16 protein-coding genes are annotated in these 23,630 nt (G+C 37.9%); 11 read left to right on the top strand and 5 right to left on the bottom strand.

Annotated features, from left to right (window positions below):
* Positions 1-12: 12 nt before the first annotated feature.
* Together Q0874_RS04710 and Q0874_RS04705 are read left to right on the top strand one after the other, a co-directional pair.
* Positions 13-1,182, top strand: a complete 1,170-nt coding sequence (locus tag Q0874_RS04710) for an efflux RND transporter periplasmic adaptor subunit (RefSeq protein ID WP_299159992.1) — start codon at positions 13-15, stop codon at positions 1,180-1,182.
* A gap of 4 nt (positions 1,183-1,186) precedes the next feature.
* Positions 1,187-4,693 (top strand): efflux RND transporter permease subunit, encoded by a 3,507-nt coding sequence (locus Q0874_RS04705; RefSeq protein ID WP_299159989.1) that lies wholly within the window; start codon positions 1,187-1,189, stop codon positions 4,691-4,693.
* A 68-nt stretch (positions 4,694-4,761) separates the two neighbouring features.
* On the opposite strand, the gene Q0874_RS04700 is transcribed toward Q0874_RS04705, so the two are convergent.
* Both Q0874_RS04700 and Q0874_RS04695 read right to left on the bottom strand, forming a co-directional pair.
* Entirely contained in the window at positions 4,762-6,069 is a 1,308-nt protein-coding gene (locus Q0874_RS04700; RefSeq protein ID WP_299159986.1) for a RagB/SusD family nutrient uptake outer membrane protein, read from the bottom strand.
* A gap of 20 nt (positions 6,070-6,089) precedes the next feature.
* Positions 6,090-9,077 carry a SusC/RagA family TonB-linked outer membrane protein gene (locus Q0874_RS04695; RefSeq protein ID WP_299159983.1) on the bottom strand — a complete coding sequence of 996 codons (2,988 nt, stop codon included), beginning with the start codon at positions 9,075-9,077 and terminating at the stop codon, positions 6,090-6,092.
* Positions 9,078-9,263: 186 nt separating this feature from the next.
* On the opposite strand from Q0874_RS04695, the gene aspS reads away from it, so the two are divergent.
* From aspS to Q0874_RS04675, 4 genes are all read left to right on the top strand, one after another.
* Positions 9,264-11,018 carry an aspartate--tRNA ligase gene (aspS, locus tag Q0874_RS04690; protein ID WP_299159980.1) on the top strand — a complete coding sequence of 585 codons (1,755 nt, stop codon included), beginning with the start codon at positions 9,264-9,266 and terminating at the stop codon, positions 11,016-11,018.
* 56 nt (positions 11,019-11,074) lie between these two features.
* Complete coding sequence (locus Q0874_RS04685) at positions 11,075-12,871, top strand: chloride channel protein (RefSeq protein WP_299159978.1); 1,797 nt, start codon at positions 11,075-11,077, stop codon at positions 12,869-12,871.
* Entirely contained in the window at positions 12,861-13,124 is a 264-nt protein-coding gene (locus Q0874_RS04680) for a hypothetical protein (protein WP_299159975.1), read from the top strand. The genes Q0874_RS04685 and Q0874_RS04680 overlap by 11 nt, the downstream gene beginning before the upstream one ends.
* 90 nt (positions 13,125-13,214) lie before the next feature.
* A complete protein-coding gene (locus Q0874_RS04675; protein ID WP_299159973.1) occupies positions 13,215-13,409 on the top strand; it encodes a cold-shock protein in 195 nt (64 codons plus the stop codon).
* A gap of 58 nt (positions 13,410-13,467) precedes the next feature.
* Here Q0874_RS04675 and Q0874_RS04670 read toward each other — a convergent pair whose 3' ends face one another.
* Complete coding sequence (locus Q0874_RS04670; RefSeq protein ID WP_299160105.1) at positions 13,468-13,917, bottom strand: nucleoside deaminase; 450 nt, start codon at positions 13,915-13,917, stop codon at positions 13,468-13,470.
* A gap of 74 nt (positions 13,918-13,991) precedes the next feature.
* On the opposite strand from Q0874_RS04670, the gene Q0874_RS04665 reads away from it, so the two are divergent.
* Both Q0874_RS04665 and Q0874_RS04660 read left to right on the top strand, forming a co-directional pair.
* Positions 13,992-15,761, top strand: a complete 1,770-nt coding sequence (locus tag Q0874_RS04665; RefSeq protein ID WP_299159970.1) for a 1-deoxy-D-xylulose-5-phosphate synthase — start codon at positions 13,992-13,994, stop codon at positions 15,759-15,761.
* 1 nt (position 15,762) lies between these two features.
* Positions 15,763-16,860: a DUF3078 domain-containing protein gene (locus tag Q0874_RS04660; RefSeq protein WP_299159967.1), complete on the top strand. Its 1,098-nt coding sequence runs from the start codon at positions 15,763-15,765 to the stop codon at positions 16,858-16,860.
* Here the strand turns inward: Q0874_RS04660 and dgt are convergent.
* Positions 16,857-18,200 (bottom strand): dGTP triphosphohydrolase, encoded by a 1,344-nt coding sequence (gene dgt, locus Q0874_RS04655; protein ID WP_299159965.1) that lies wholly within the window; start codon positions 18,198-18,200, stop codon positions 16,857-16,859. The two genes, Q0874_RS04660 and dgt, sit on opposite strands and share 4 nt — an antisense overlap.
* Before the next feature lie 219 nt (positions 18,201-18,419).
* On the opposite strand from dgt, the gene Q0874_RS04650 reads away from it, so the two are divergent.
* The 3 genes from Q0874_RS04650 to Q0874_RS04640 all read left to right on the top strand — a co-directional run bounded on the left by Q0874_RS04650 (position 18,420) and on the right by Q0874_RS04640 (position 23,108).
* Positions 18,420-21,242 carry a TonB-dependent receptor gene (locus Q0874_RS04650; RefSeq protein ID WP_299159962.1) on the top strand — a complete coding sequence of 941 codons (2,823 nt, stop codon included), beginning with the start codon at positions 18,420-18,422 and terminating at the stop codon, positions 21,240-21,242.
* Between the two features lie 20 nt (positions 21,243-21,262).
* Positions 21,263-22,453, top strand: a complete 1,191-nt coding sequence (locus Q0874_RS04645) for a multidrug transporter (protein ID WP_299159960.1) — start codon at positions 21,263-21,265, stop codon at positions 22,451-22,453.
* A 259-nt stretch (positions 22,454-22,712) separates the two neighbouring features.
* On the top strand, positions 22,713-23,108 hold the full coding sequence (locus Q0874_RS04640; protein WP_299159958.1) for a carboxypeptidase-like regulatory domain-containing protein: 396 nt from the start codon (positions 22,713-22,715) through the stop codon (positions 23,106-23,108).
* An 81-nt stretch (positions 23,109-23,189) separates the two neighbouring features.
* Here Q0874_RS04640 and Q0874_RS04635 read toward each other — a convergent pair whose 3' ends face one another.
* The gene (locus Q0874_RS04635) at positions 23,190-23,549 is read right to left on the bottom strand and encodes a nicotinic acid mononucleotide adenyltransferase (RefSeq protein WP_299159956.1); all 360 of its coding nucleotides are present in this window, start codon (positions 23,547-23,549) and stop codon (positions 23,190-23,192) included.
* Positions 23,550-23,630: the final 81 nt, after the last annotated feature.

Raw genomic sequence — 23,630 nt, 5'->3', positions numbered from 1 at the left:
AAACCGAATAAAATGAAAAATACTCTTTTATTAATACTAATTTCATTTCTAATAATATCCTGTGGAGATGGTCCAGTTAAGTCAGTTGAAACCTTAATTGCTGAAGGAAATTTAGAAGCAATTAAATTAAAAAAACAGGAAATTGCCGAAAAACAAAAACTATTGAATTCAGAACTTAGGCTTCTGGATTCTGTTATAAATGTAAAGGATAGCAATTCAAAATTAGCATTGGTTACCACCTTAAAAACAAAAGAGCAGCAGTTTCGTCACTATCTCGATCTTCAAGGAAACGTAATGACCAAACAAAATGTACTGATTTACCCGGAGATGAACGGCACATTAGTTCGAGTCTATGTGAAAGAAGGTCAAAAAGTGAATAAAGGTCAGCTTTTGGCTACAATTGATGATGGTGGAATGAGTAGTCAACTTGAACAATTAAAAACCCAGGCAGCACTTGCAAAAACTACTTTTGAGCGTCAAAAAAGACTGTGGGAGCAAAAAATTGGATCTGAAATTCAATATCTGCAGGCAGAAACAAATTATCAGGCAGTAGAGAATTCTGTTAAACAAGCTCAAAGCCAGTTGGCGAAATCAAATATAAGAGCCCCTTTCTCAGGAATAATTGACAATGTTATTCAAGAACAGGGAACTGTTGTTTCACCGGTTAATGGGCAAGCAGTATTTCGCATTGTAAACCTTTCTGATATGTACATTGAAGTGGACGTACCTGAAAGTTATTTAAATGGGGTAAAAGTAGGTAAAGAAGTAAAAGCCTATTTCCCTGTACTGGGCGATAGTATTACTTCCGTTGTAAGGCAAACAGGAAATTTTATTAATCCAACTAACAGATCTTTTCGAGTAGAAATAGCAGTACCCAATAAAAATAATAATATAAAGCCAAATCTTACAGCTCGTGTACAGATTAACAATTACAGTAATAACAAGGCTATTTTAATTCCACAGAGTTTGATCTCTGAAAATGCGGAGGGTGAGCAATATGTCTATATCGCCACAGAGGTTGATTCAAATGACATGGCAGTAGCAAAAAAACAGATAATTAAAACGGGGCTAACGCAGGGAGACTACGTTGAAGTCATAGAAGGAATTAACCCCGGTGAACAGGTAATCATGGAAGGTGCTCGCAATGTCAGAGAAAATCAGAAAGTAAAAATAATTCAATAGTCTTATGAGTAAGCAACAGAGAAACGCTAATAAGGAATTCAGATTATCTTCATGGGCTATTGATAATCCGTCGGTCATTTACGTAATGATTGGCATCTTTTTTTTCATTGGATTATCGTCTTATTTTTCAATGCCCAGAGAAGACTTCCCGGAGGTAAAAGAAACCAAGATATATATTAGTACGATTTATCCCGGAAATACAGCAGAAGACATTGAGCGGTTGCTCACGGATCCTCTCGAAGACCGTTTAAAAAATGTAAGTAATGTAGTTGAAATCACATCTACTTCTCAGGAAGATTATTCTATGATTGTGGTTGAATTTGATGAAGATATTTCTGTTGAATATGCCAAACAAAAAGTGAAGGACGAAGTTGATAGTGAAAAGGCTGGAGAAGACTGGCCTATTTTCAATGGAGCAAAAGTTGAGCCTGATGTTTTTGATCTTAATTTATCTGAATCTTTTCCTATCATGAATGTAAATCTGACAGGGGATTATCCAGTTGAGAAATTAAAAGAATTTGGGGAGTATCTGGAAGATGAAATAGAAGATTTGCCGGAGATTAAAGGTGTGGATATAAGGGGAGCACAGGAAAAAGAAGTAGAAGTAGCCGTCGATATTTATAAAATGATGGCGGCCAAAGTAAGTTTTGACGATGTTATACAAGCAATAGGCAATGGGAATATGACTATGTCAGCAGGAAATTTAAAGACCAGCGGACAGCGTCGTACTATACGAATTTTAGGAGAAATACAACACCCAAGCGAGCTTGAGAACTTTGTGGTAAAATCAGAAAATAATGATGCCGTTTACCTCAAGGATATTGCAACCGTTTCCTTTAAGGAAGAAGAGAGAACTACTTATGCCAGGGAAAGAGGCAGTAGTGTAGTTATGCTCGATATTAAAAAACGAGCCGGAAAAAACGCGATCACTGCAGCGGATCATATAAGAGAAATTATAAAGGATTCGAAGGAGAATTATTTCCCTGCAGACTTGCAAGTAAGTATCGCCAATGATTCCTCAAGTCGCACATTAAATCAGGTCGATGACCTGGTTAACAACATTATTTTTGGGATCATATTGGTGGTAACCGTTTTAATGTTCTTTTTAGGTTTTCGGAACGCTCTTTTTGTTGGATTTGCAATCCCTATGTCCATGTTTATGTCTTTCATGATATTATCTGCCATGGGATATACTTTAAATACGATGATATTGTTCGGACTCATAATGGGACTGGGAATGCTGGTAGACAATGGTATTGTTGTTGTTGAAAATGTTTACCGCTTAATTGAAGAAGAAGGTATGTCTCGTATTGAGGCCGCCAAAAAAGGTATTGGAGAAATTGCTTTTCCCATAATTATTTCTACAGCCACCACAGTTGCTGCTTTTGTACCGCTGGGACTCTGGCCCGGTATTATGGGTGAGTTTATGATTTTCTTCCCGATAACCCTATCTGTGGTCCTTGGCTCTTCATTATTCGTTGCCATTTTTATGAACTCTATGCTGGTATCGAGCTTTATGGAGGTGGGCAACAAAGTTCTTTCACTAAAACAACTTATTCGACTGAGTATCGTGCTTGGAGGAATTGGACTGTTTATAATTATCGTTGGTGGTGCAGTCCGTGGTTTAGGTTCTTTAATGATTGTCCTGGTGATTTTGTTCTGGGGATACAAGTACGGACTTAAAAAGGCAGCTTTACAATTTCAAAAAAATTACTTGTCCCGTTTTGAAAATTGGTACGAAAATCGATTAAGGAGTGCTCTTAAAGGAAGAAATGTATATGTATACTTTGGTTTTACGGTATTGTTGCTGATAGCTGCCTTTATTGCTTTTGGTATATCACTCGGAAGCGGCAGAACAAAGGTGGAATTTTTTCCTGACAATACCCCTAATGAGATTTATGTTTATATAGAGTATCCACAGGGCACGGCTATAGAAAAAACTAATGAAATAACGAAAAATATCGAAAAAAGGGTTTACGCGATTACAGATGATCCTAAATATATGGATGGCGAAAATAGTTTACTTGTCGCATCGAGTGTTTCCCAGGTAGGTAAAGGCGCAGAAAATCCGTTTACAGAGGGAGGCTCAGCAGCAGAAATGCCACACAGGGGTAAGATTACCATTTCTATGAGAGAATATAAGCTTAGAAATGGTCGAGATACAGAAGCTCTGCGTAAAGAAATTCAGGATGGTCTAAAAGGCATATACCCTGGGGTTGCTATCTCTGTGGAAAAAGACCAGATTGCTCCTCCTTCTGGATATCCAATAAATATAGAAATTGAAGGGAAGGATTACGACGTTTTAATAAATACCGCAGAGCAAATGCGTAATTTCCTTAATACTAAAAACATAGAAGGCATTGAAGAATTAAAGATTGATGTAAATACCGGAAAACCGAGTATGCAGGTCACTGTAGATCGTGAAAAGGCCGGTGAGCTTGGCGTATCGGTAGGACAGGTTGGAATGCAGTTAAGGCGTTCACTCTTTGGAGACAAGGCCGGTATTTATAAAGAAGGTGGCGAAGATTATGATATTAATGTTCGTTTTAATAAAGACCTTAGATATAATACCAGTGCACTGTTCAATCAGAATGTAATTTTCAGGGACCAGGCAACTGGCCGTATAAAAGAAATTCCTGTATCTGCCGTGGCATCTCAGAGGAATACTTCCAGTTTTAGTGCAATAAAACACAAGGACACTAAACGTGTTGTAACACTTTATTCGGGACTTAGACCAGGATTTACAGATGCTGGGGCAATTGTGGCGGAGATAAAAAAGGAAATGGAAGAATACAAGGGAATTCCAGCCAATGTAAAAATCGATTATACGGGACAGATTGAAGAACAGAATAAACAGATGCAATTTTTGGTTGGCGCATTCTTTTCAGGGTTAGGTTTAATAATGTTAATCCTTGTGTTCCAATTTGGGGGTATTTCAAAACCTGCTATTATAATGACAGCGATTTTCCTCAGTTTTATAGGCGTTTTTGGCGGATTAATGATCACCGGCTGGCCTTTTGTAATTATGATGACCATGATGGGCATTATATCTTTGGCTGGTATTGTTGTTAATAATGGAGTGGTCCTCCTGGATTATACACAAATTCTTATAGATCGAAAAAAAGTGTCTTTAGGGATGGAGGATAAAGAGCTCTTATCCAGAGAACAGGTCACAGAATTAATTGTAAAAGGCGGAAAAGCCAGAATGAGACCGGTCTTGCTAACAGCAATTACCACCGTGCTGGGACTAATTCCTTTGGCTATTGGTCTTAATATTGATTTCTTTTCGCTGTTTACGGAGTTTGACCCTAAAATTTATATCGGTGGAGACAACGTCATTTTTTGGGGGCCTCTGGCATGGACGGTTATTTTTGGATTAATTGTGGCTACCTTCCTTACCCTAATAATAGTTCCTGTTCTGTTTAATATCGTATACAGAATAAAGATTAAACTCAAAGGAGGGGCCAAAAAATCACCTCTAAAAAAGAAAGATCTTGAAATAGCAGCTTAAGCGGCAAAAGATCCTAACAAAAAACCCCTGACCACAAGGTCAGGGGTTTTTTTACGTCTAATCACTTTTTATTGATTTTCATTTTGAGGTATTGGGAATTGTTCTGCAGTACCATCCCCAGGCCTATCTAATGGTAAATCTCCTAGTCGATCAAATCTTCTTACATCAATCCATCGATGGCCACCTTCAGCAAATAATGAGTAACGCCGCTGCTGCAATATTTCATTAACCAAATCTGCCGGAGCTGTTCCCCCAGAATAATTAGGCAACCCAGCAGCATTCCTAATTATATTGATGGCGTTAACGGCCTCAGTAGGATCGGTAATATGATTCGCTTCTGCATATAACAGAATCAGCTCTTCATTCCTAATAATACCCACTGGATCAACATTGCTTTGGTAGATAAAAACATCATTCTCCCCGGTTAAACCATCTGCAGTTAATGGAGCATCTCTTAACGGTGCTTTATTAAGCCTGGTATCACCCGCCTCCGCATCTGTAATGAACGTAGGGTGGGCAATTCTGGCATTCGCAATAGTTGAATTTTGCGCAAAGAACAATTGGTTGGATAAATCTGCGCCAGTTAGGGAAAAGGTGAAGTATGCTCCACTATTTAAATCCCCGCCTAAATCAAGAAATGATTCAGAAAGCAATGCCAGGGCTTCAGTATAATTTCCCTGATAAACCGCTATTCTGGCAGCCAACGCTTTGTTAAACTCATCGAACGTTGACGGAGTATTAAAATCCTCAAATCCCGATGGAATGGGAAACGGGAAACTTGCTCCTGCATTCAAAAGATCAGAAGAAGCATCCGATAAGATACTCGATAAGGATGACAAGGCCTCATCATAACTTACAAATGAGCCCAAATTATCCGGATCCGATACTTCTATTCTTATCCCGTTCTGATATTGAGCATTAAGAACCATCAAAAGCTCGTGTGCTTTTAGGGTATTGACTAAACCCCTAGCTGCAGCCTTTTCTGCCTCAGTGAAATCCGCTGTTGAATTTACCAAACCTTCCAATACAAGATTTATATCTTTTACGGTAGCATACCTCGCAGAATAAGGAGCCGTAGTATAGAATGTATTATCGTCGAGCAGCCCGGTTAACAAATCCCCTGTCCACCTGGGATCAGATGATTGAATTCTCCAGTATTCTCTGCCTAATACAGAAGTTGCATCTACTTGAGTTTCGATACGTTCCCTCATATCCGAAAGAATTCCAGCTATTGCATCTCCGAGTTCTCCTCTGGAAACATCTTCTGATATCGAAGTAGTATCAGCTCCATTTAAATTCTTACCATCCTGAACTTCACAAGAACCAAAGGCCAAGAAAATTAGAGTTACTATTAATAATTTATTTAGTGTTTTCATTTGTCTTATATTATTATTAATTAAAAGTCTGCTGAAAAGTGAAACATAAAGCGCTTGGATGACGGGAATGGCGTTACTTCAACACCGGATGACAACCCATTGGAGCCAAAATTAGAAACCTCAGGATCATAACTATTATAATCAAAAATGTTTATGAGATTGTTCCCTGATAATCCAACCCTTATATTGGATACATATCCTTTAAATGCCTTTTCTAAAAAATTTTGGGGGAGCGAATAATATAACCCTATTTCCCTTAATCTTAAATAACCTGCATCCTCAACAAAAGCCGCGGCATTTCCGGCAAAAAATGAATCTATTCTATAGTCCCCATTGGATAAAGTACCCGAAGGGTCTAATGTGAAATCATCATAATCCCCAGAAGTTTGGCCAAAATCAAACAGCAGATTCGATAAGTTAATATTATCTCCTCCTTTTTTCCAATGCCAAAGAAAGGATAAAGTAAAGTCTTTGTACCTGAAATTGTTGTTGAAAGTCATTTGGAAATCTGGTTCTGCGTCACCTAGAACTATTATATTTCCGTCTCCGTCATTACCTACTATTTGAGTGACACTTTTCCCTTCTTCTATTCTAAAGGTACCAAGTCCGGTCCCAAACCCGCCGGTATCAAAAGGATCAACGTCTAGTTTGGTAATTTTTGATTTGTTTTTGAAAAATAAGATTCCAGTATCCCAGCTAAAATCCCGATTAGCAAATACACTGGCATTTATTCCGAGTTCAACACCTTTGTTTTCTAAATTCCCTGCATTTGCAAACCTAAAATTAAAACCAGAGGAAGGTTCATTGTTTGCCTGTAAAATTAGGTCATCTACCTTTTTGATATAGTATGAAAATTCAAGTGAAATCCTGTTTTCCAATAACCCGGCATCGATTCCAAATTCCAATTCCTTTTGAGTTTCAGGTTGAATATCCGGGTCTCCCAGAGTATTCGGAACTACAATTCCAACTATCCCATCTATAAGTGAATTATTATACGCCGTGAATAATGCCCCATTGGGTGCAAAGTTACCTGCTTGACCATAAGCTACTCTAAGTTTGAACTGACTTAAAACGTCTAAATTCCAAAAATCAAAATTATGCAGGTTAGCTGCTCCGGAGGCCTTGGGATAATAAAACAGCTTGTTGGCATCGCCATTATTACTGGACTTATCTCCTCTTAAACCTATGGTTCCAATTAACTTATCCTGGTAATTCACTTCTTCCTGTATGAAGAATCCGAAGTCCTCCTGCTCCAACCTAAATTGACTAACAGAAACATTGGCTCCCTGGTCCAAATTAGTCTCGGAGGCTATTAAGTTAGATGTTGTATTCCTTATTGTATTTTGCGAAAAAGTCTGCTTGGTTATACCCGCCTGGGTAGTAAAGTTTAAATTGTTTGCCGTGTAAATATTATGAACCAAAAATGCCGAGTAATTTGCGTCCTTATTTTGGGTGGTGCCTTGTGCCGTTAATCCATTCAATCCCCCATTGGAAGGTTTCATAAATTGTAATTCTTTTGGAAAAATTGCCGTGGTAACTAACGAAAAGTAATCAACTCCACCACTTAGGATCAGCTTTAAATTGGATCTTTCTTTTTGGTAAAGCATCAAATCCATTGTTCCCCCTATTATAAACCTTTCGATTTTCTCATTATTTGTAACTAAATCCCTGGTTTGTAAAGGGTTTGACGCGCCATATGGATTGTCTGGATAATTTCCATTTTCATCCGGAAACAATTTAGCCCAGGGAGGGGTAGATGTAAGCGACACCCCTATGGTAGTACCTGAATTATCGTTGTTAAAAAACCCCCTGTTTGAAGAAGAGTTAATATAATTCGTGGTCAAGGACAGGTTTGCCCTATCATCCCAGAATTTATGATTCAGGTTCAACCTAATTGACTTTTTATCATACCCTGTATTCTTAACAATCCCAGCTTCTTCATTATTTGTAAAACCTGCGAAGAATTGTGTTTTTTCGGTACCCCCTGAGGCGCTTACGTTAGTATTGGAAATAAAACCACTTTCACCAAAAATCTCCTTTTCGTAGTCAACTAAACTACCATCATTTTGAGCCTGTGTAAAAAGAGCACCCTGACCGGCTCCAAAACCATTTTCAGCAATTTCCGCTGTATAGTTTCTTAAACCTCGCAAATTAATTACACTGTTAGAACCTATAGCTTGGGAAAACGAAATTTTAGTCTTTCCTGCTTTTCCTTTTTTAGTTGTGATAATAATTACCCCAGCGGCAGCCCTGGCTCCATATATAGCCGCGGCCGAAGCACCCTTAAGAATTTCAATATTTTCAATGTCGTCCGGATTAAGATCGGCTATCCTGTTAGATGGATTATCTTGGGTTTGATTGCTGGAAACACTAGCTCCACCAGCTGCTGCACGAGAGACATCATTTAATCCGGGTGCAAAAATGCTGCTGTTATTCACATAAACCCCATCTACAATATACAATGGTTGGGCATTACCATTAACAGAGGTCACCCCTCTTAACCTCACAGATATACCTCCTCCCGGAGCTCCAGAACTTTTGGTTATTAAAGCTCCTGCAAATTTACCCTGCAAAGCTCCATCTAAAGTTTGGGGTGGTGTAACCCCGGCCAATTCCTCTGCCGAGACCGTTGCGACTGCATTTGCTGCATTAGATCTTTTTACTGACGAAGCAAGCCCTGTAATAATAACTTCGTCAAGCCCGGTTGCCGATGGAGCCAGTAATACATTTAATGTTGTTGGGCCGCTTACTTCCAGTTCCTTAGTTTCATATCCTAAAGAAGAAAAAACCAAAGTAGACGGAAAACTGCTGACCTCGATTTCATAGTTACCGTCAAAATCCGAAGTAGTTCCTGAAGTGGTTCCTTTAACAACCACATTTACTGCGGCCAAAGGCACACCATCTTCAGAGTCTGTAATATTCCCATTCACCTTTCCTTGCGAAAATGCAAAGATGGGTAAAGTCAAAAACAACCATAGGAATATATTTCTAAGTAGAAATTGTTTCATGTTTTTAAGTTTTGAATTAGTTATTTCCTTTCAATGTAATAAATAAATGGCCACTTAAATATTTTTTTTGCTTTTTCCTATAAATAAATTCCTGTTAAAATCTTTTTTGCATTTAAAATTGTATACTATTTATAGGGTTACAAGCATATCTTCTTACATTTGCGGCTGTAATACAAGAAACTTAAAATGTATAGGAGTCATACCTGTGGTGAATTAAGATCATCTCATATAAATAACGAAGTCACCTTGTCTGGTTGGGTGCAAAAAACAAGAGACAAAGGTTTTGTTGTCTGGGTAGATCTTAGAGATCGCTATGGCATTACCCAACTGGTATTTGATGAAGAACGAAGTGATCCTAAAATATTGGAAAAAGCCAGGGATTTAGGTCGCGAATTTGTATTACAGGTAAAGGGAACTGTGATTGAAAGAACTTCTAAAAACCCGAATCTCCCCACAGGCGATATCGAAATATTAGTTACCCAACTTCATGTTTTAAACGAATCGTTGTTACCTCCATTTACCATTGAAGACAAAACTGATGGTGGAGAAGACCTGAGAATGAAATTTCGCTATCTGGATATTCGAAGAAATCCGGTTAAAGAAAATCTCATTTTTCGCAGCAAAGTTACCTTAGAGGTAAGGAATTATCTTACTAAACAAGGCTTTATAGAAGTGGAAACCCCTTATTTAATAAAATCCACCCCGGAAGGTGCCCGCGATTTTGTTGTGCCTAGCAGGATGAATGAAGGGCAGTTTTACGCGTTGCCACAATCTCCTCAAACTTTTAAGCAACTACTCATGGTGGGTGGGTTGGATAAATATTTTCAGATTGTAAAATGTTTTAGAGATGAGGATTTACGAGCAGACAGACAACCTGAATTCACCCAGATAGATTGCGAAATGGCTTTTGTGGAACAGGATGATATATTAAATGCTTTTGAAGGTCTTACCAGGCATCTGCTTGCTGAAATTATCGGGGTAGAAACTGGAGAATTCCCCAGACTTACCTATGACGAAGCCATGCGGAGATACGGTAATGACAAACCGGATATCCGATTCGGAATGGAATTTGGAGAATTAAATGAAGTAGCTAAGAACAGAGATTTTAATGTGTTCAATTCCTCTGAATTGGTTGTTGGTATTGCGGTACCCGGCGCAGCGTCGTATACCAGAAAAGAAATTGATCAATTAATAGATTGGATGCGCAGGCCACAGATAGGCGCAAAAGGCATGGTATATGTAAAATATAATGAAGACGGAAGTTTTAAATCGTCTGTTGACAAATTTTACAACCAGGAAGACTTTACCAAATGGGCTAAGCATACTGGTGCAAAACCTGGAGATCTTATTTGTATTCTCTCAGGCAATATTGCAGAAACAAGAACTCAATTAAGTGCTTTACGCATGGAAATGGCAGAACGCCTGGGACTTAGAAATCCGAAAGAATTTGCGCCATTATGGGTTGTAGATTTTCCATTACTGGAGTTAGATGAAGAAACGGGTAATTACCATGCTATGCATCACCCATTTACTTCTCCCAAACCAGGACAGTTAGAATTACTGGATACTGATCCGGCTGCGGTTAGAGCCAATGCTTATGATTTGGTCTTAAATGGAAATGAAATTGGTGGTGGATCAATAAGAATTCACGACAAAGATACACAAGCCACCATGTTCAGACATCTAGGTTTTACGCCAGAAAAGGCCAAAGCACAATTTGGTTTTTTAATGGATGCCTTTCAATATGGCGCACCCCCTCATGGAGGAATTGCATTTGGCCTTGACAGATTAGTGGCTATTCTTGGCGGACAGGAAACCATAAGAGATTTTATTGCATTTCCAAAAAATAATAGTGGAAGAGATGTAATGATTGATGCACCTGCCTTTATTGATGATGCACAATTGAAGGAACTTCACTTAAAATTGGATATTCAAACTTAACATCAATCCCGTCTTAAAGCGGCATTTTTTAATACCTTTAAACGTATAATCACGTAATGCCCAACCGAATAACAACCTTATTTACCAGGTTTCTTAAATGGAGGTACAAAAATATCTCCAATAAGACCTTTACCCAGTTAATGAGTGTGGTTGTTGGATTTTTAGCCGGTCTTGCGGCAGTTTCGCTTAAAAACATCACTTACTTCATAGAATCTCTTTTGGAAAAAGGAATCGTTTTTTCAAATTACCAGCTGTATTTTGTTACCCCAATTATTGGGCTTACACTGGTTTATTTGTATGTAAAGTTTGTACACAAGGAAAAATTGGAGCACGCCATTTCCTCTATTCTTTTTGCACTATCTAAAAAGAAAGGGATTATCAGTGCAAAGAAAATATTTTTGCCTTTGGTTACTGCCCCGTTAACTGTTGGATTCGGGGGTTCTGTTGGACTTTTGGGCCCTGCTGTAGCTTCAGGAGCAGCAATTAGTTCAAATGTTGCCCAGTTATTACATATTAATGCCAAAACAAGGTCCCTTCTAATAGCCTGTGCATCTGCGGGGGCTATTGCATCAATATTTCAGTCCCCTATTGCCGCAATAATTTTTGCCGTCGAGGTTTTTAGTCTGGATTTGACTATGATTTCAATGCTGCCATTGTTGTTAGCTTCTATTTCCGGTGTTCTTACGTCCTATTTTTTTCTTGGAGATGAATCTTTATTTAGCTTTTCCATAACTGAAAAATTTGAAATAAAAGATACATTTTTCTATATCGTCTTAGGAGTAGGTACGGCTATCGCCTCTATTTATTTTACAAAAATGTATTTTGGAATACTAGCTTTCTTTGAAAGATTTAAAAGTCCAAAATATAAACTTCTGGTTGGTGGATTGGCCATTGGTATTATGCTCTATTTTATTCCACCGCTCTATGGAGAAGGTTTTGGATTTATTAATAAGCTCTTGCACGGTGAACATATTGATGCGCTGGGTAAAACCCCTTTTGACAACTACACCAATAATATATGGGTCGTTATAGCACTACTCTTCGGGATTACCATTTTCAAAGCTGTTGCAATGACTACAACTTTTGCAGCCGGGGGCGCAGGAGGTATATTTATTCCTACTATGGTCATGGGAAGCGCTTTAGGTAATGTGGTTGGAAAGGTGATCAATAATTTAGGGTTGGGGCTTTCCGTGAATGAGAGTAATTTTACCCTAATTGGAATGGCAGGACTTATAGCCGGGGTGCTGCAGGCACCATTAACCGCCATCTTTTTAATTGCTGAAATAACAGGAGGCTACGAACTTTTTGTCCCCTTAATGATTACTTCAGCAATTTCCTTTCTTCTCACAAAAAATGCAATTGATTATACTATTTATACGCGAGAATTGGCAGAACAAGGCGCGCTTATCACGCATAACAAAGATCAAACTGTGCTCACTTTAATGGAGCTCGATGATATTATTGAACAGAATTTTAAGGCCGTCAGGCAGGATATGACACTCGGTGAACTGGTCTACAAATCGGTTGCAAAATCTGCCCGAAATATATTTCCGGTAATAGACGAAAATGATGCCCTTGTAGGTATTGTTCTATTGGATGACATACGTGAATTTATGTTTGACACAACATTATATGATAAAATAAGGGTCGAATCCTTTATGCACAATGCCCCTGAACTTATATTTTATGAAAGAGACTCTATGCAGGAAGTAATGCAAAAATTCCAGGATAGCAGTGCATGGAACCTGCCGGTAATTAAAGATGGTAAATATTTTGGATTTATTTCAAAATCGAAGTTGCTAACCGCTTATAGAAGGAAGTTGATTAACTTTACAAAAGAAGATGCAAATTAGACTCAAACATATCATTCTTTTAATTGTACTGGGATCGCTGGGGGCTATATTTTATGGTTTCTCACTTGGAGAAGAACATTCTCAAATTGCCAATAAATATATTGGATTTGGCACTGTTGGGCTGTTTTTAATAGCTATGCCGTTATTTCTTATTAAGGAGAGCAAAACCAGAAAAGTAAAGGATTATATGCTCACTGAGGAAAATATTCGTAAAATGCAAGGTAAACTTCCCAAAAAGTCTGAAAATCAATAAATTTGGTCAAATTTTGCCTTTTCTTTAAAGAGGTCTGCGCAAAAAATCATACTTTCGTATCGTAATTTTTTTATTTTAATACTTATTTTAATGACAGGAACTGTAAAATTTTTCAATGAATCCAAGGGATACGGGTTCATTACCAACGACGACACCGGGAAGGACATCTTTGTTCATGCCACAGCATTGAACGGAGTGGAATTAAACGAAGGCGACAAAGTAGAATACGAAGAAGAAGAAGGAAGAAAGGGCATGGTTGCGGCACAAGTGCAAGTAATCGGATAAAAATATTTTATTTTGAATTGAACGATCCCCGATCCAAAATCGGGGATTTTTTTTGTTCCTAATTCAAACTTCGTTTCTGAATAAAAAACCGTTTTAGCAATTCTGCACACTCCTCTTCTAAAACACCCCCGGATATAGTAGCTTTTGGATGTAATTGTCCCCCTAAAGCAGAAAAACCCCTTTGAGGATCATAAGCTCCAAAAACAATTTTAGGAATTTGACTCCAAAAAAGTGCCCCGGCACACATTTGACAAGGTTCCAGAGTTACATATAAAGTGCAATTATGTAAATATTTTCCTCCCAAAAAGTTAGCGGCAGATGTTATTGCCTGCATTTCCGCATGTGCCGTTACATCATTAAGTCGCTCGGTTAAATTGTGCGCCCGGGCAATTATTCTATCCTGCACAACAATTATTGCTCCAATAGGAACTTCACCTTTCTCAAAAGCAGTTTCAGCCTCCTGCAATGCTCTTTTCATAAAATAAGCATCGTCAAATTTAAAATCAATAGACATAATACTGCAATATTAGGAATAGATGTGGTTATATCAAAAAATGAATTAATGTACATTTGTTACTTCTTATGAAACTGCTGAATACTATTAATTATCCTTCTGATCTTCGCAAATTAAAAGCGAATGAATTACCTCTTCTTGCCAAAGAATTAAGGGAATTTATAATTGATATAGTAGCCGTCAAAGAAGGACATTTAGGTGCAAGCTTAGGTGTGGTAGAATTAACTTTGGCAATACATTATGTATTTAATACGCCTTTTGACAGATTAATCTGGGATGTTGGTCACCAGGCTTACGGCCATAAAATTATCACAGGGCGTAAAAATGTCTTTCACACTAACAGGCAACTGGGTGGAATAAGTGGTTTTCCAAAAAGAGATGAAAGTAAGTATGATTCCTTTGGAACTGGTCATAGTTCCACTTCAATTTCTGCGATCCTGGGGATGGCTCTTGCATCAAAATTAAAAGGAGATATTAAAAGACAACATATTGCAGTTATTGGCGACGCCTCTATTGCCAGTGGGATGGCTTTTGAAGGATTGAACCATGCCGGTGTTACAAATACGAATATTCTTATAATCCTCAATGATAATGCCATTGGCATAGATCCCAGTGTAGGTGCTCTTAAAAAATACCTGACTAATGTCAAAAAGGGTACGGCAAAAGATGAGAATATTTTCGAGTGCCTGAATTTTGATTATACAGGACCGATTGATGGTCATGACATCCAAGCTCTGATAAAAGAATTAGAACGGTTGAAAGCCATAAAAGGCCCTAAATTACTTCATATTATTACAACTAAGGGTAAGGGTTTAAAAAAGGCAGAAGAGAATCAGGTTACCTATCATGCTCCGGGTAAATTCAACATACAAACCGGCGATTTAATAAGCGCGAAGGCCGAAAATATGCCGCCTAAATACCAGGATGTATTTGGCCAAACGCTGGTAGAACTTGCATTAAAAAATGATAAGATTATTGGCATTACTCCTGCCATGCCTACCGGAAGTTCCTTAAAGTTTATGATGGAGCAAATTCCGGAAAGGGCTTTTGATGTTGGTATCGCAGAGCAACATGCGGTTACTATGGCTGCAGGAATGGCTGCTGAAGGATTACTGCCTTTTTGCGCTATTTATTCTACCTTTTTACAAAGGGCTTACGATCAGGTAATTCATGATGTTGCTTTACAGAATCTTCCGGTGGCCTTCATTCTGGACAGATCGGGAATAGTCGGACAAGATGGTGCCACACATCACGGAATTTATGATATAGCCTATTTACGGTGTATCCCAAATCTCATTATCTTTTCACCCCTGAACGAGGCGGAGCTCCGCAATATTATGTATACCATTCAAGATAGCCTTTCACAGCCAATTGCAATTCGCTACCCCAGAGGGCGTGCTACTACCACTAATTGGAAACAACCTTTCCAAAAAATGGAAATTGGTGTCGCTGAAGAATTGACCCGAGGAAATAAAATTGCTGTACTATCTTTAGGCCACCTTGGGAACACTATCTCCATGCTTATTAAAGACCTGAATATGCCAGGAAAAATAGGCCATTATGATATGCGTTTTGCCAAGCCTTTGGATGAGAAAATGTTACGCTTTATTTTTGATACCTATGAGCAGATAATCACCGTAGAAGATGGTTGCAAAATTGGGGGCTTTGGAAGTGCCATTTTGGAATTTGCAAACGATTTAAATAACCCTATTCCTATTTCAATATGCGGAATAGATGATGTTTTCATTGAACATGGAACAGTAGAAGAATTGCACAAAATGGCACATCTTGATGACCAATCCATTAAAAAACTTCTTTTAGAATTATTGGAGTTATAGTATGACAAGAAGATTAATTTTATTCGGATTGTTGGTATTATCCTCTTCCTATGCATACCTGCAGGATACTATTCCTTCGGGCACAGCTGTTGATACTACAAAAATTGATACTATTGTTATCCGGGCCACACAATACAAAATAAAAGCAGTCCCCAGAGGAATTCGCTTTATCAATCCTGTTATTTCATTCAATGACACTAAAGTGCTGAGTGAACCATATAAACCCTTCGTAATCCCTTCCTTTTGGTCAAAGGAAAATAAATTGGGATTAAATATAAGTGAGGTAGCCTTTGTTAATTGGAACGCCGGGGGTGAAAATTCTATTTCTGCCATAGTAAACTTGAAATTTGCAAGAAATTACAAATTCAGAAACTTTACCTGGGATAATGAAGCAATCCTTAGGTACGGTATAAACGTTCAGGAAGATAGAGAACCCAGAAAAACAGAGGATGTAATAAGGCTTGCTTCTAGTCTTGGCTATCGCCGGGATACTTTGAGCAAATGGTACTATTCAATTAATACTAAATTTAATACACAATTTACTGATGGTTTTAAGTATCCGGATAGAGACAATCCCATCTCCACATTTATGGCTCCCGGATATCTATTCTTTGGTGGGGGTCCTTCCTTTGTTCCTGAAGGAAAAAACTTTAACCTCTATTTATCTCCAACAACGGTAAAAGCAACTTTTGTTCTTGATCAAACACTGGCAAACCAAGGTGCCTTTGGAGTTAAAAGAGCGGAATATGATACAGCTGGAAATATCATTAAAAAAGGCGAAAAAAAATTTATTGAGTTCGGGGTCCTGGTTACGAATACCTGGGAGAAAGAGATAGCAACCAATATAAATATGAATCATCGTCTAAGTCTTTTTACGGATTATATAAGGCGTTTTGGTAATATAGATGTAGACTGGGAATTGAATTTTACATTTAAGGTGAATGACTTATTTGAGGCCAATTTAGGCACCCAGGTTATTTATGATGATGATATTCGTTTTGACCAGGTAATCTCTGACACTGGTAATGTAATTGATCCCGGGGTTCCCAAAATCCAATTCAGACAGGTTTTGGCAATTGGCTTAGCATATAGTTTTTAAAGTTGTTTTCCGCTTATTTTGTTATGTATATGAACAGCTGCACTGTCTGATAGACTAGCTACAAAACAACAGGAATTTAACAAAACAGAATACGTTGAACCTTCTGTATTTCTATAGGCATGCGGCAAGGTTTCTATTAAAAGCTTATCATAGTTCGTGGGCTTACCTTCTTTTTGACCAACCAGGGCCTTTGTATAAACTTCCAAAATATCAGAGATAATCTTATATCCGGCAATTTCCTTTTCTATAACTCCCGCAGAGCGATATATTTTGTTAACACTTAATTGAATAATGTCCTCAATTTGGGCCTTATAGCGGCTACGATCCAGAAGTGAGACCTCAAATTCACCTTTTATGATCGCTTCTTCATTTTCAAGAAAAACTGATACCGCATCCGTAATGAGCGTATTAATTGCTAATGCCCTTAGATAGCTGAGCCTGTCGGCCATAATAGTTAATGAATTGTACTTTTTTGTATTTATGGTGTCTTTAACCAGTTTAATCAAGTACTCCAAAGCGTATTCTTCTGAGATCAATCCCAGGTTTATTCCATCTTCAAAATCAATAATAGTATAACAGATATCATCAGCTGCTTCCACCAAATAAGTCAGAGGGTGCCTTGAATAGGCTATATCCTCCCCTGCACTTGTGCAGATAAGACCCAATTCTTCAGCTACTTCTTTAAAGAATTCCTTTTCTGACTGGAAAAATCCAAATTTTTTAGCAGCTATATGAGTTGTTGGCTTCTTCGGAAGAGATTCCTTCGGATATTTCATAAAGGCTCCCAACGTGGCATAGCTTAGCCGGAGTCCGCCTGATACTCCCTCGCGTGATTCTGTAAGTAACTTAAACCCATTTGCATTGCCTTCAAAATCAATAATGTCCTGATACTCTTTTTGAGATAAAACCGATTGGTATTTTTTACCTTCCCTGTGTTTAAAGAACTCCCCAATCGCCTTTTCTCCGCTATGACCAAATGGTGGATTGCCTATATCATGGGCCAGAGCGGCTGCAGCTACTATGGCGCCGAAATCTCCAAATTTATACCCATGGGTTTCTTTTAAAAATGGGTGCTTTTTTAGTAGCTTTTCACCAGCAATCCTTCCCAGGCTGCGCCCAACCACAGAAACTTCCAGGCTATGGGTTAAACGGGTATGAACGAAATCCGTTTTAGAAAGCGGAATTACCTGAGTTTTGTCTTGCAGACTCCTGAAAGCCGCCGAAAAGATGACCCTGTCATAATCAACTTCAAATCCTAAGCGGGTCTCGTTTTGCTCATTTCGAAGTCTTTTATGTGTGTCCCCGAATCGTCTTAAAGAAAGGAGTTGTTCCCAGTTCATATGTCTAAGATTAAGCTGGCAAGATACATTTTTTTAAAGGTGAATAAATACTTAAATAATCCATTTTTCAGTGAATTAATAAACAGGAACAATACACCTTAACGTTTCCTTAATCTGCTAACCTTATGGTAACCTTAATAAAATAAATGTTTAACCTGCAGGTAACAGGACTTTTACAACTCATAGCGTTCTTTGCGGCTGAAAACGTAAATCAAATTGATGAAACAAGTTTTTATTGCACTACTTATTTTTACCCACTTTATAGGTCATTCCCAGGAAGCTGGAAGTATAATAGGTAAGCTTACAGATAAAGAGGTAAATAATGAGCCTCTTGCGTTTGCCAATGTTCTTATAAAAAATACATCTAAAGGAACCACTTCAGACTTCGATGGCCTGTATGAAATTACAGGGGTGCCACCCGGTGAGTATACATTGATTTTTAGCTTTTTAGGTTATGAAACGCTGGAAATTCCTAATGTGGTTGTAGAGAGCGGGAAAGTAACTCAGATTAATACGGCACTTGGGGCAGGTAGTGTTTCATTGGATGAGGTAGTAATTACCGTATCAACTAGTAAAGATTCAGAAATAGCATTGTTGCTCGAACAAAAAAGGGCGCTTGTCATTCAGGAGGCCATAAGTGCAGAAGCGCTGAAACTTAAGGGAATTGATAATGCCGCGGCAGCCGTATCTCAAATTTCAGGGATATCCAAGCAGCAAGGATCCAGTAATGTTTATGTAAGAGGTCTTGGTGACAGATACCAAAACACCACTATGAACGGGCTTTCATTACCTTCTAATGACGTTAATAAAAAGAATATTGATCTTGATATCTTTGGGTCAAGTATTATAGAGAATGTATCAGTTAGCAAAGCTTATGGCTCCGCATTTTATGGAGATTTTGCAGCAGGGAACGTTAATATAGATTCTAAAGATTACACCGGCAATGGTTATTTAGAAGTTTCATTGGGTAGTGGTTTAAATTCAAATGTAGCCGGTGAAAATTTTGTCCGGAGTGAAGGGCCCAGCAATTACGGATTCTATAATCGTTATAGCAATGACCCATTCGCCATAGTCCTGGCCCATGGGGTAGATCCACAAGCCGCATGGGATCCAATAAATATTTCCGGAGCAATTGAAGGAGGTTATTCCTTTTCTTTTGGAAAAGAGTCCCGATTGAGCCTTTTTGGAGCAACTTCTTTTAAAAATGGTTATGAATTATTGGAAGGTCCTGCACGTGATTATACCAATGTTCTTAAAACCGACTTCCCTAATGTTCGGGAATATTCCTATAATACCACAACTACCGCATTGGCGAACATTGGTTATAGAATAAATACTAATCATGTTGTTAAATTAAGTTCATTATTTATCAATAATTCTGTTGATGCAGTTGGTTACTACGGAATAAATGGTCTTGGCACAAACAGGGATGCAATATTAAATACCGATGAGGGGTTTTACGTTATGAATGCCCAGTTTAATCAGGACATGATTTTTGTAAATCAACTTACCGGTATTCACAATTTTGATGATAAAATTACGCTGGGCTGGGGTATAGGATATAACAATGTATTTTCAGATGAACCCGATAGAAAACGAATCACTCTTGAAAATTATCAATTCGCCTTAGATGGCGACAACAATACAAACCCTGTTTTTTACACAAATATCCCTTTTGACAATCAGAGGTTCTTTCAAAGCATAAAAGATGATGAGCTAAATAGTTACCTTAATCTGGGGTATAAACTATCTGAGAAAGTAAAATTAAATTTTGGATATAACGGCAGAACCAAAGAACGTAGGTTTAGCAGTATAAGATATGGCTATGAAATAGTGGACCGGGACAATACACCTGTAACCGATGTCAATAATTTTAACTCTATTTTTAATGTTTCAAACATAAATATCCCTGAAGGATCAGGGTTATATGATTTAATTGTTCTCAACCCTATTAACGATAAAATAGGTAATAAAAACAGGCCGGGATTACCAGAGAATACCTATACCGGAAATCTTGATATTCATGGAGTATACGCCTCAGCAGAATTAAACCTGGGTGAAAAATGGTCCTTGGTCCCAGGTTTCAGAGTTGAATCTTTTTCACAAAATGTGGAATATGATGTAATAAACATCAGGCCGGATGACCCTGGTTTTCGAAATGTTTATGAAAACATCTATTTACCCAGTTTGAATGTCCGTTATGCCTTAAATGATGATTCCAATTTGCGATTTGCCTTCAGTAAAACCGCATCTTTTCCGGAATTTAAAGAAGTTGCTCCATTTGTTTACGAATCTGTAACTCAGAGAATAGGCGGTAATCCGGATCTATTAGGTGGATTGAATGGGCAGGGGCCAACCTATTCGGATGTATACAATTTTGACTTAAAATACGAGTGGTTTTTAGAGCGGGATGAAATTATCTCGTTAGCAGCTTTCTCAAAAACCATTAAAAATCCCGTAAACAGGGTTGTTGCAGCAGACGCAACAGGCACGCAACGCTATTTCAGGACCGGAGATCAGGCAAACATTTACGGCGTAGAACTTGAATTTCGCAAAAATCTGATCTCTAACACCGATGATATCCCTGTATTGTCTTTTGGCCTCAATGCCGCTTATACAAGTACCAAGCAAGATTTAAAAGACATTCCGGCAGGATCCGAAAATACCTTTGGAACCACTTTTGACAGGGATTCTGATGAGTTGGAAGGAGCGTCTCCGTTTATTATAAATACCGATCTTAATTTTAGCCCGGTGTTTGGTAATTATAAACCTAAAGCCACCGTAGTGTTTTCTTATTTTTCCGATAGGATCTTTTCCTTAGGGGCCGGAAGTTTGGGCAATATTGTAGAAAAATCAGTCCCTACATTAAATTTTGTTTGGAAAAACGAAATTGGCGAACACTTTGAAGCTAATCTTACCGCAATGAATCTCCTGGATCCTGAAGTTTCTTTAATCAGAGAAAATACGGGGATAGGTGATGTTATAATAAGAGAGTATACTCTTGGGGTTAACATTGGGCTAACCCTCAAATATAAATTTTAATTCTATTTAATCTTAAAACAATGAAAAACAAATTTTTAGTATTAGGTATAACCGCCGCATTAATATTTGCATGCGAGAAGGACAATACCCCGGATATTGTTATAAATGATAACAGTGTTATTAATAACATATCAGGTGGTGGCACAGATCCTGGAGATAACACGGTTAATTTGAGTGGTGTCTATACAGAAAATCTTGTGCTGGATTCCGAAATTAACTATGTTATAACCGGACCGGTTCTAATGGCAGATGGAACTACTTTGACTATCCCTGCCGGTATTACTATTAAAGCACAGCCAGTTGGGGTAAATGCCTATATAGCTATACAACAAGGTGCTCAAATAAATGCGTTAGGCACAGCCAGTAACCCAATAATAATGACCTCTAACGCCGGCAGCCCTTCTTCCGGGGATTGGGGTGGACTTGTTATTTGTGGGAAGGCACCTATAAATTCTACTGCAGATGGTTCAGAAGATACTGCAACTTCAGAGGTAGGAGGTTTATCTTATGGGGGGAATACTCCAACAGATAATTCTGGTAACATTCAATATCTAAGAATTGAATATGCCGGTGGAGCTATTGACGGAAATGCGGAACTAAATGGCTTGTCTTTATATGCGGTTGGAAATGGCACTACCATAGACTATGTTGAGATTTATGAAGGATCTGACGACGGCATAGAGTTTTTCGGTGGAACCGTAAATGCGAGTCATATAGTTATTGTCAATGCAGAAGATGATTCTATTGACTGGACTGAAGGTTATACCGGAACACTAACAGATGTTTATGTACAGCACGGTGTGTCACATGATAAAGCCTTTGAATGTGATGGCTATAATACAGACTTTAGCAACGACGGTGGGTATTTTTCCGCTCCAAATGTATTTAATGTAACAGTAGTTGGTGCTAACGATGCCAGTGAAGCTATACGTCTTAGGGCGGGTACCCAGGGAATTTTCACCAATATAGTACTTAATGATTTTGATGAAGGTTTTGATCTTGATGGTGATACAGGAAGTAATCCAACAGGCCAGGGGGTCTTAGATGGTAATCTTGGTGTTGTTGATGTTACTTTTAACAATGTCACTACCAAGCTAAAAAATGATACCGGATATACATTTACAGAGGCAGACTTTATTTCAGGTGATGGTAATGGTACCGGAACAGATGTTTCTGCCTGGGGAACAGGTTGGACTGTAGGGGTCAATTAATTTATAAAATAGTATATACTCGATTAAAAAGCTCGGCAATGCCGAGCTTTTTATATTTAAAGTACTGGGGATCATTTTTAAAAAATGCAATAATTTGTGGTCTTGATGATCCACGAATATAACTTACTATTGATCTGTTTCTCTCAATATTTTTTCTGCTATCCTAAATTTTGATAACCTTTTTGTTACCAAACTTTAATATAGAAGTAACCTTAGCTTTACATTGACGTCTTTCTTTTGCAGTAGAAAAATTAAGTCAATGAAATATTTAGTTTTGGTCTTTTCCTTATTGTTTACAGCACTCTTGTTTTCACAGGAACAGGGCTCTGTTATGGGTACAATCCTCGACAAAGAGATGAATAACGAACCCATGCTATTTGCCCATGTACAAATCAAAAATACACCTATAAGTGTCCAGACTAATTTTCATGGAAATTTTGAAATAGCCGGTATTGATCCCGGGAATTACACCTTATTAGTCAGTTATTTGGGATATGAGACTTTAGAAATACCAATATCAATCGAGGAAAATAAGATTACGCAGGTCAATAATGAACTCGAAGCCAAAAAAATAAGCCTTCAGGATATTGCCCGTATGCAGAGCGTATCAGAAGAGCCTGTATACATTGCTGCCAATTCTGAAAAAAGTCCTTGATAAAAAAATTGAAATGTATTGTAAAATAAAACATCCCGCCGATCGGCGGGATGTTTTATCTATGATTAATACCATAAAATATTAATGATTGTCGGCTACCCTTGAGGAATTTTTTACTCCGTTAATACTGGCAATTTCATTTTTACTGTATTCAACCTCCTTCATTGTATTATTAGACCAAAAAAACCATTTGCCAGACTTATATCCATTTTCATAACTGCCCTGAGATATTTTATTTCCTAAAGCATCATAACTAATCCACTCACCATGTAATTGCCCTTTTAAATTAAAAGTCCCTTCCTGGCTAATCATACCATTATCATGATAGTCCGTAACTTCTATTAAGTTGGTCTCTTTATTTAGTTTCTGTACTTTGTTTTCCTGTCCATAGGCTAATACTGTGACAAAAGTCAACACTATTAATATGACTGCTTTCTTCATATTCAGTTTATTTTGTAATTCATTAATTGTATAAAGTTAAATATTTTTAACCTTAAATGAACTTTTACATAACGTTAATTT

It is taken from the genome of uncultured Eudoraea sp. (assembly GCF_947490415.1).
In the GTDB taxonomy this organism is placed as follows: Bacteria; Bacteroidota; Bacteroidia; order Flavobacteriales; family Flavobacteriaceae; genus Eudoraea.
This window is presented reverse-complemented; position numbering and strand designations above follow the sequence as displayed.

Bases quoted from the DNA above. Each gene is read 5' to 3' on its own strand.
- Q0874_RS04680 (WP_299159975.1), top strand. From the start codon at position 12,861: ATGCAAATTAGACTCAAACATATCATTCTTTTAATTGTACTGGGATCG.
- Q0874_RS04650 (WP_299159962.1), top strand. From the start codon at position 18,420: ATGAAACAAGTTTTTATTGCACTACTTATTTTTACCCACTTTATAGGT.
- Q0874_RS04705 (WP_299159989.1), top strand. From the start codon at position 1,187: ATGAGTAAGCAACAGAGAAACGCTAATAAGGAATTCAGATTATCTTCA.
- Q0874_RS04660 (WP_299159967.1), top strand. From the start codon at position 15,763: ATGACAAGAAGATTAATTTTATTCGGATTGTTGGTATTATCCTCTTCC.
- Q0874_RS04645 (WP_299159960.1), top strand. From the start codon at position 21,263: ATGAAAAACAAATTTTTAGTATTAGGTATAACCGCCGCATTAATATTT.
- Q0874_RS04710 (WP_299159992.1), top strand. From the start codon at position 13: ATGAAAAATACTCTTTTATTAATACTAATTTCATTTCTAATAATATCC.
- Q0874_RS04665 (WP_299159970.1), top strand. From the start codon at position 13,992: ATGAAACTGCTGAATACTATTAATTATCCTTCTGATCTTCGCAAATTA.
- Q0874_RS04695 (WP_299159983.1), bottom strand. From the start codon at position 9,077: ATGAAACAATTTCTACTTAGAAATATATTCCTATGGTTGTTTTTGACT.
- Q0874_RS04685 (WP_299159978.1), top strand. From the start codon at position 11,075: ATGCCCAACCGAATAACAACCTTATTTACCAGGTTTCTTAAATGGAGG.
- Q0874_RS04640 (WP_299159958.1), top strand. From the start codon at position 22,713: ATGAAATATTTAGTTTTGGTCTTTTCCTTATTGTTTACAGCACTCTTG.
- aspS (WP_299159980.1), top strand. From the start codon at position 9,264: ATGTATAGGAGTCATACCTGTGGTGAATTAAGATCATCTCATATAAAT.
- dgt (WP_299159965.1), bottom strand. From the start codon at position 18,200: ATGAACTGGGAACAACTCCTTTCTTTAAGACGATTCGGGGACACACAT.
- Q0874_RS04700 (WP_299159986.1), bottom strand. From the start codon at position 6,069: ATGAAAACACTAAATAAATTATTAATAGTAACTCTAATTTTCTTGGCC.
- Q0874_RS04675 (WP_299159973.1), top strand. From the start codon at position 13,215: ATGACAGGAACTGTAAAATTTTTCAATGAATCCAAGGGATACGGGTTC.
- Q0874_RS04635 (WP_299159956.1), bottom strand. From the start codon at position 23,549: ATGAAGAAAGCAGTCATATTAATAGTGTTGACTTTTGTCACAGTATTA.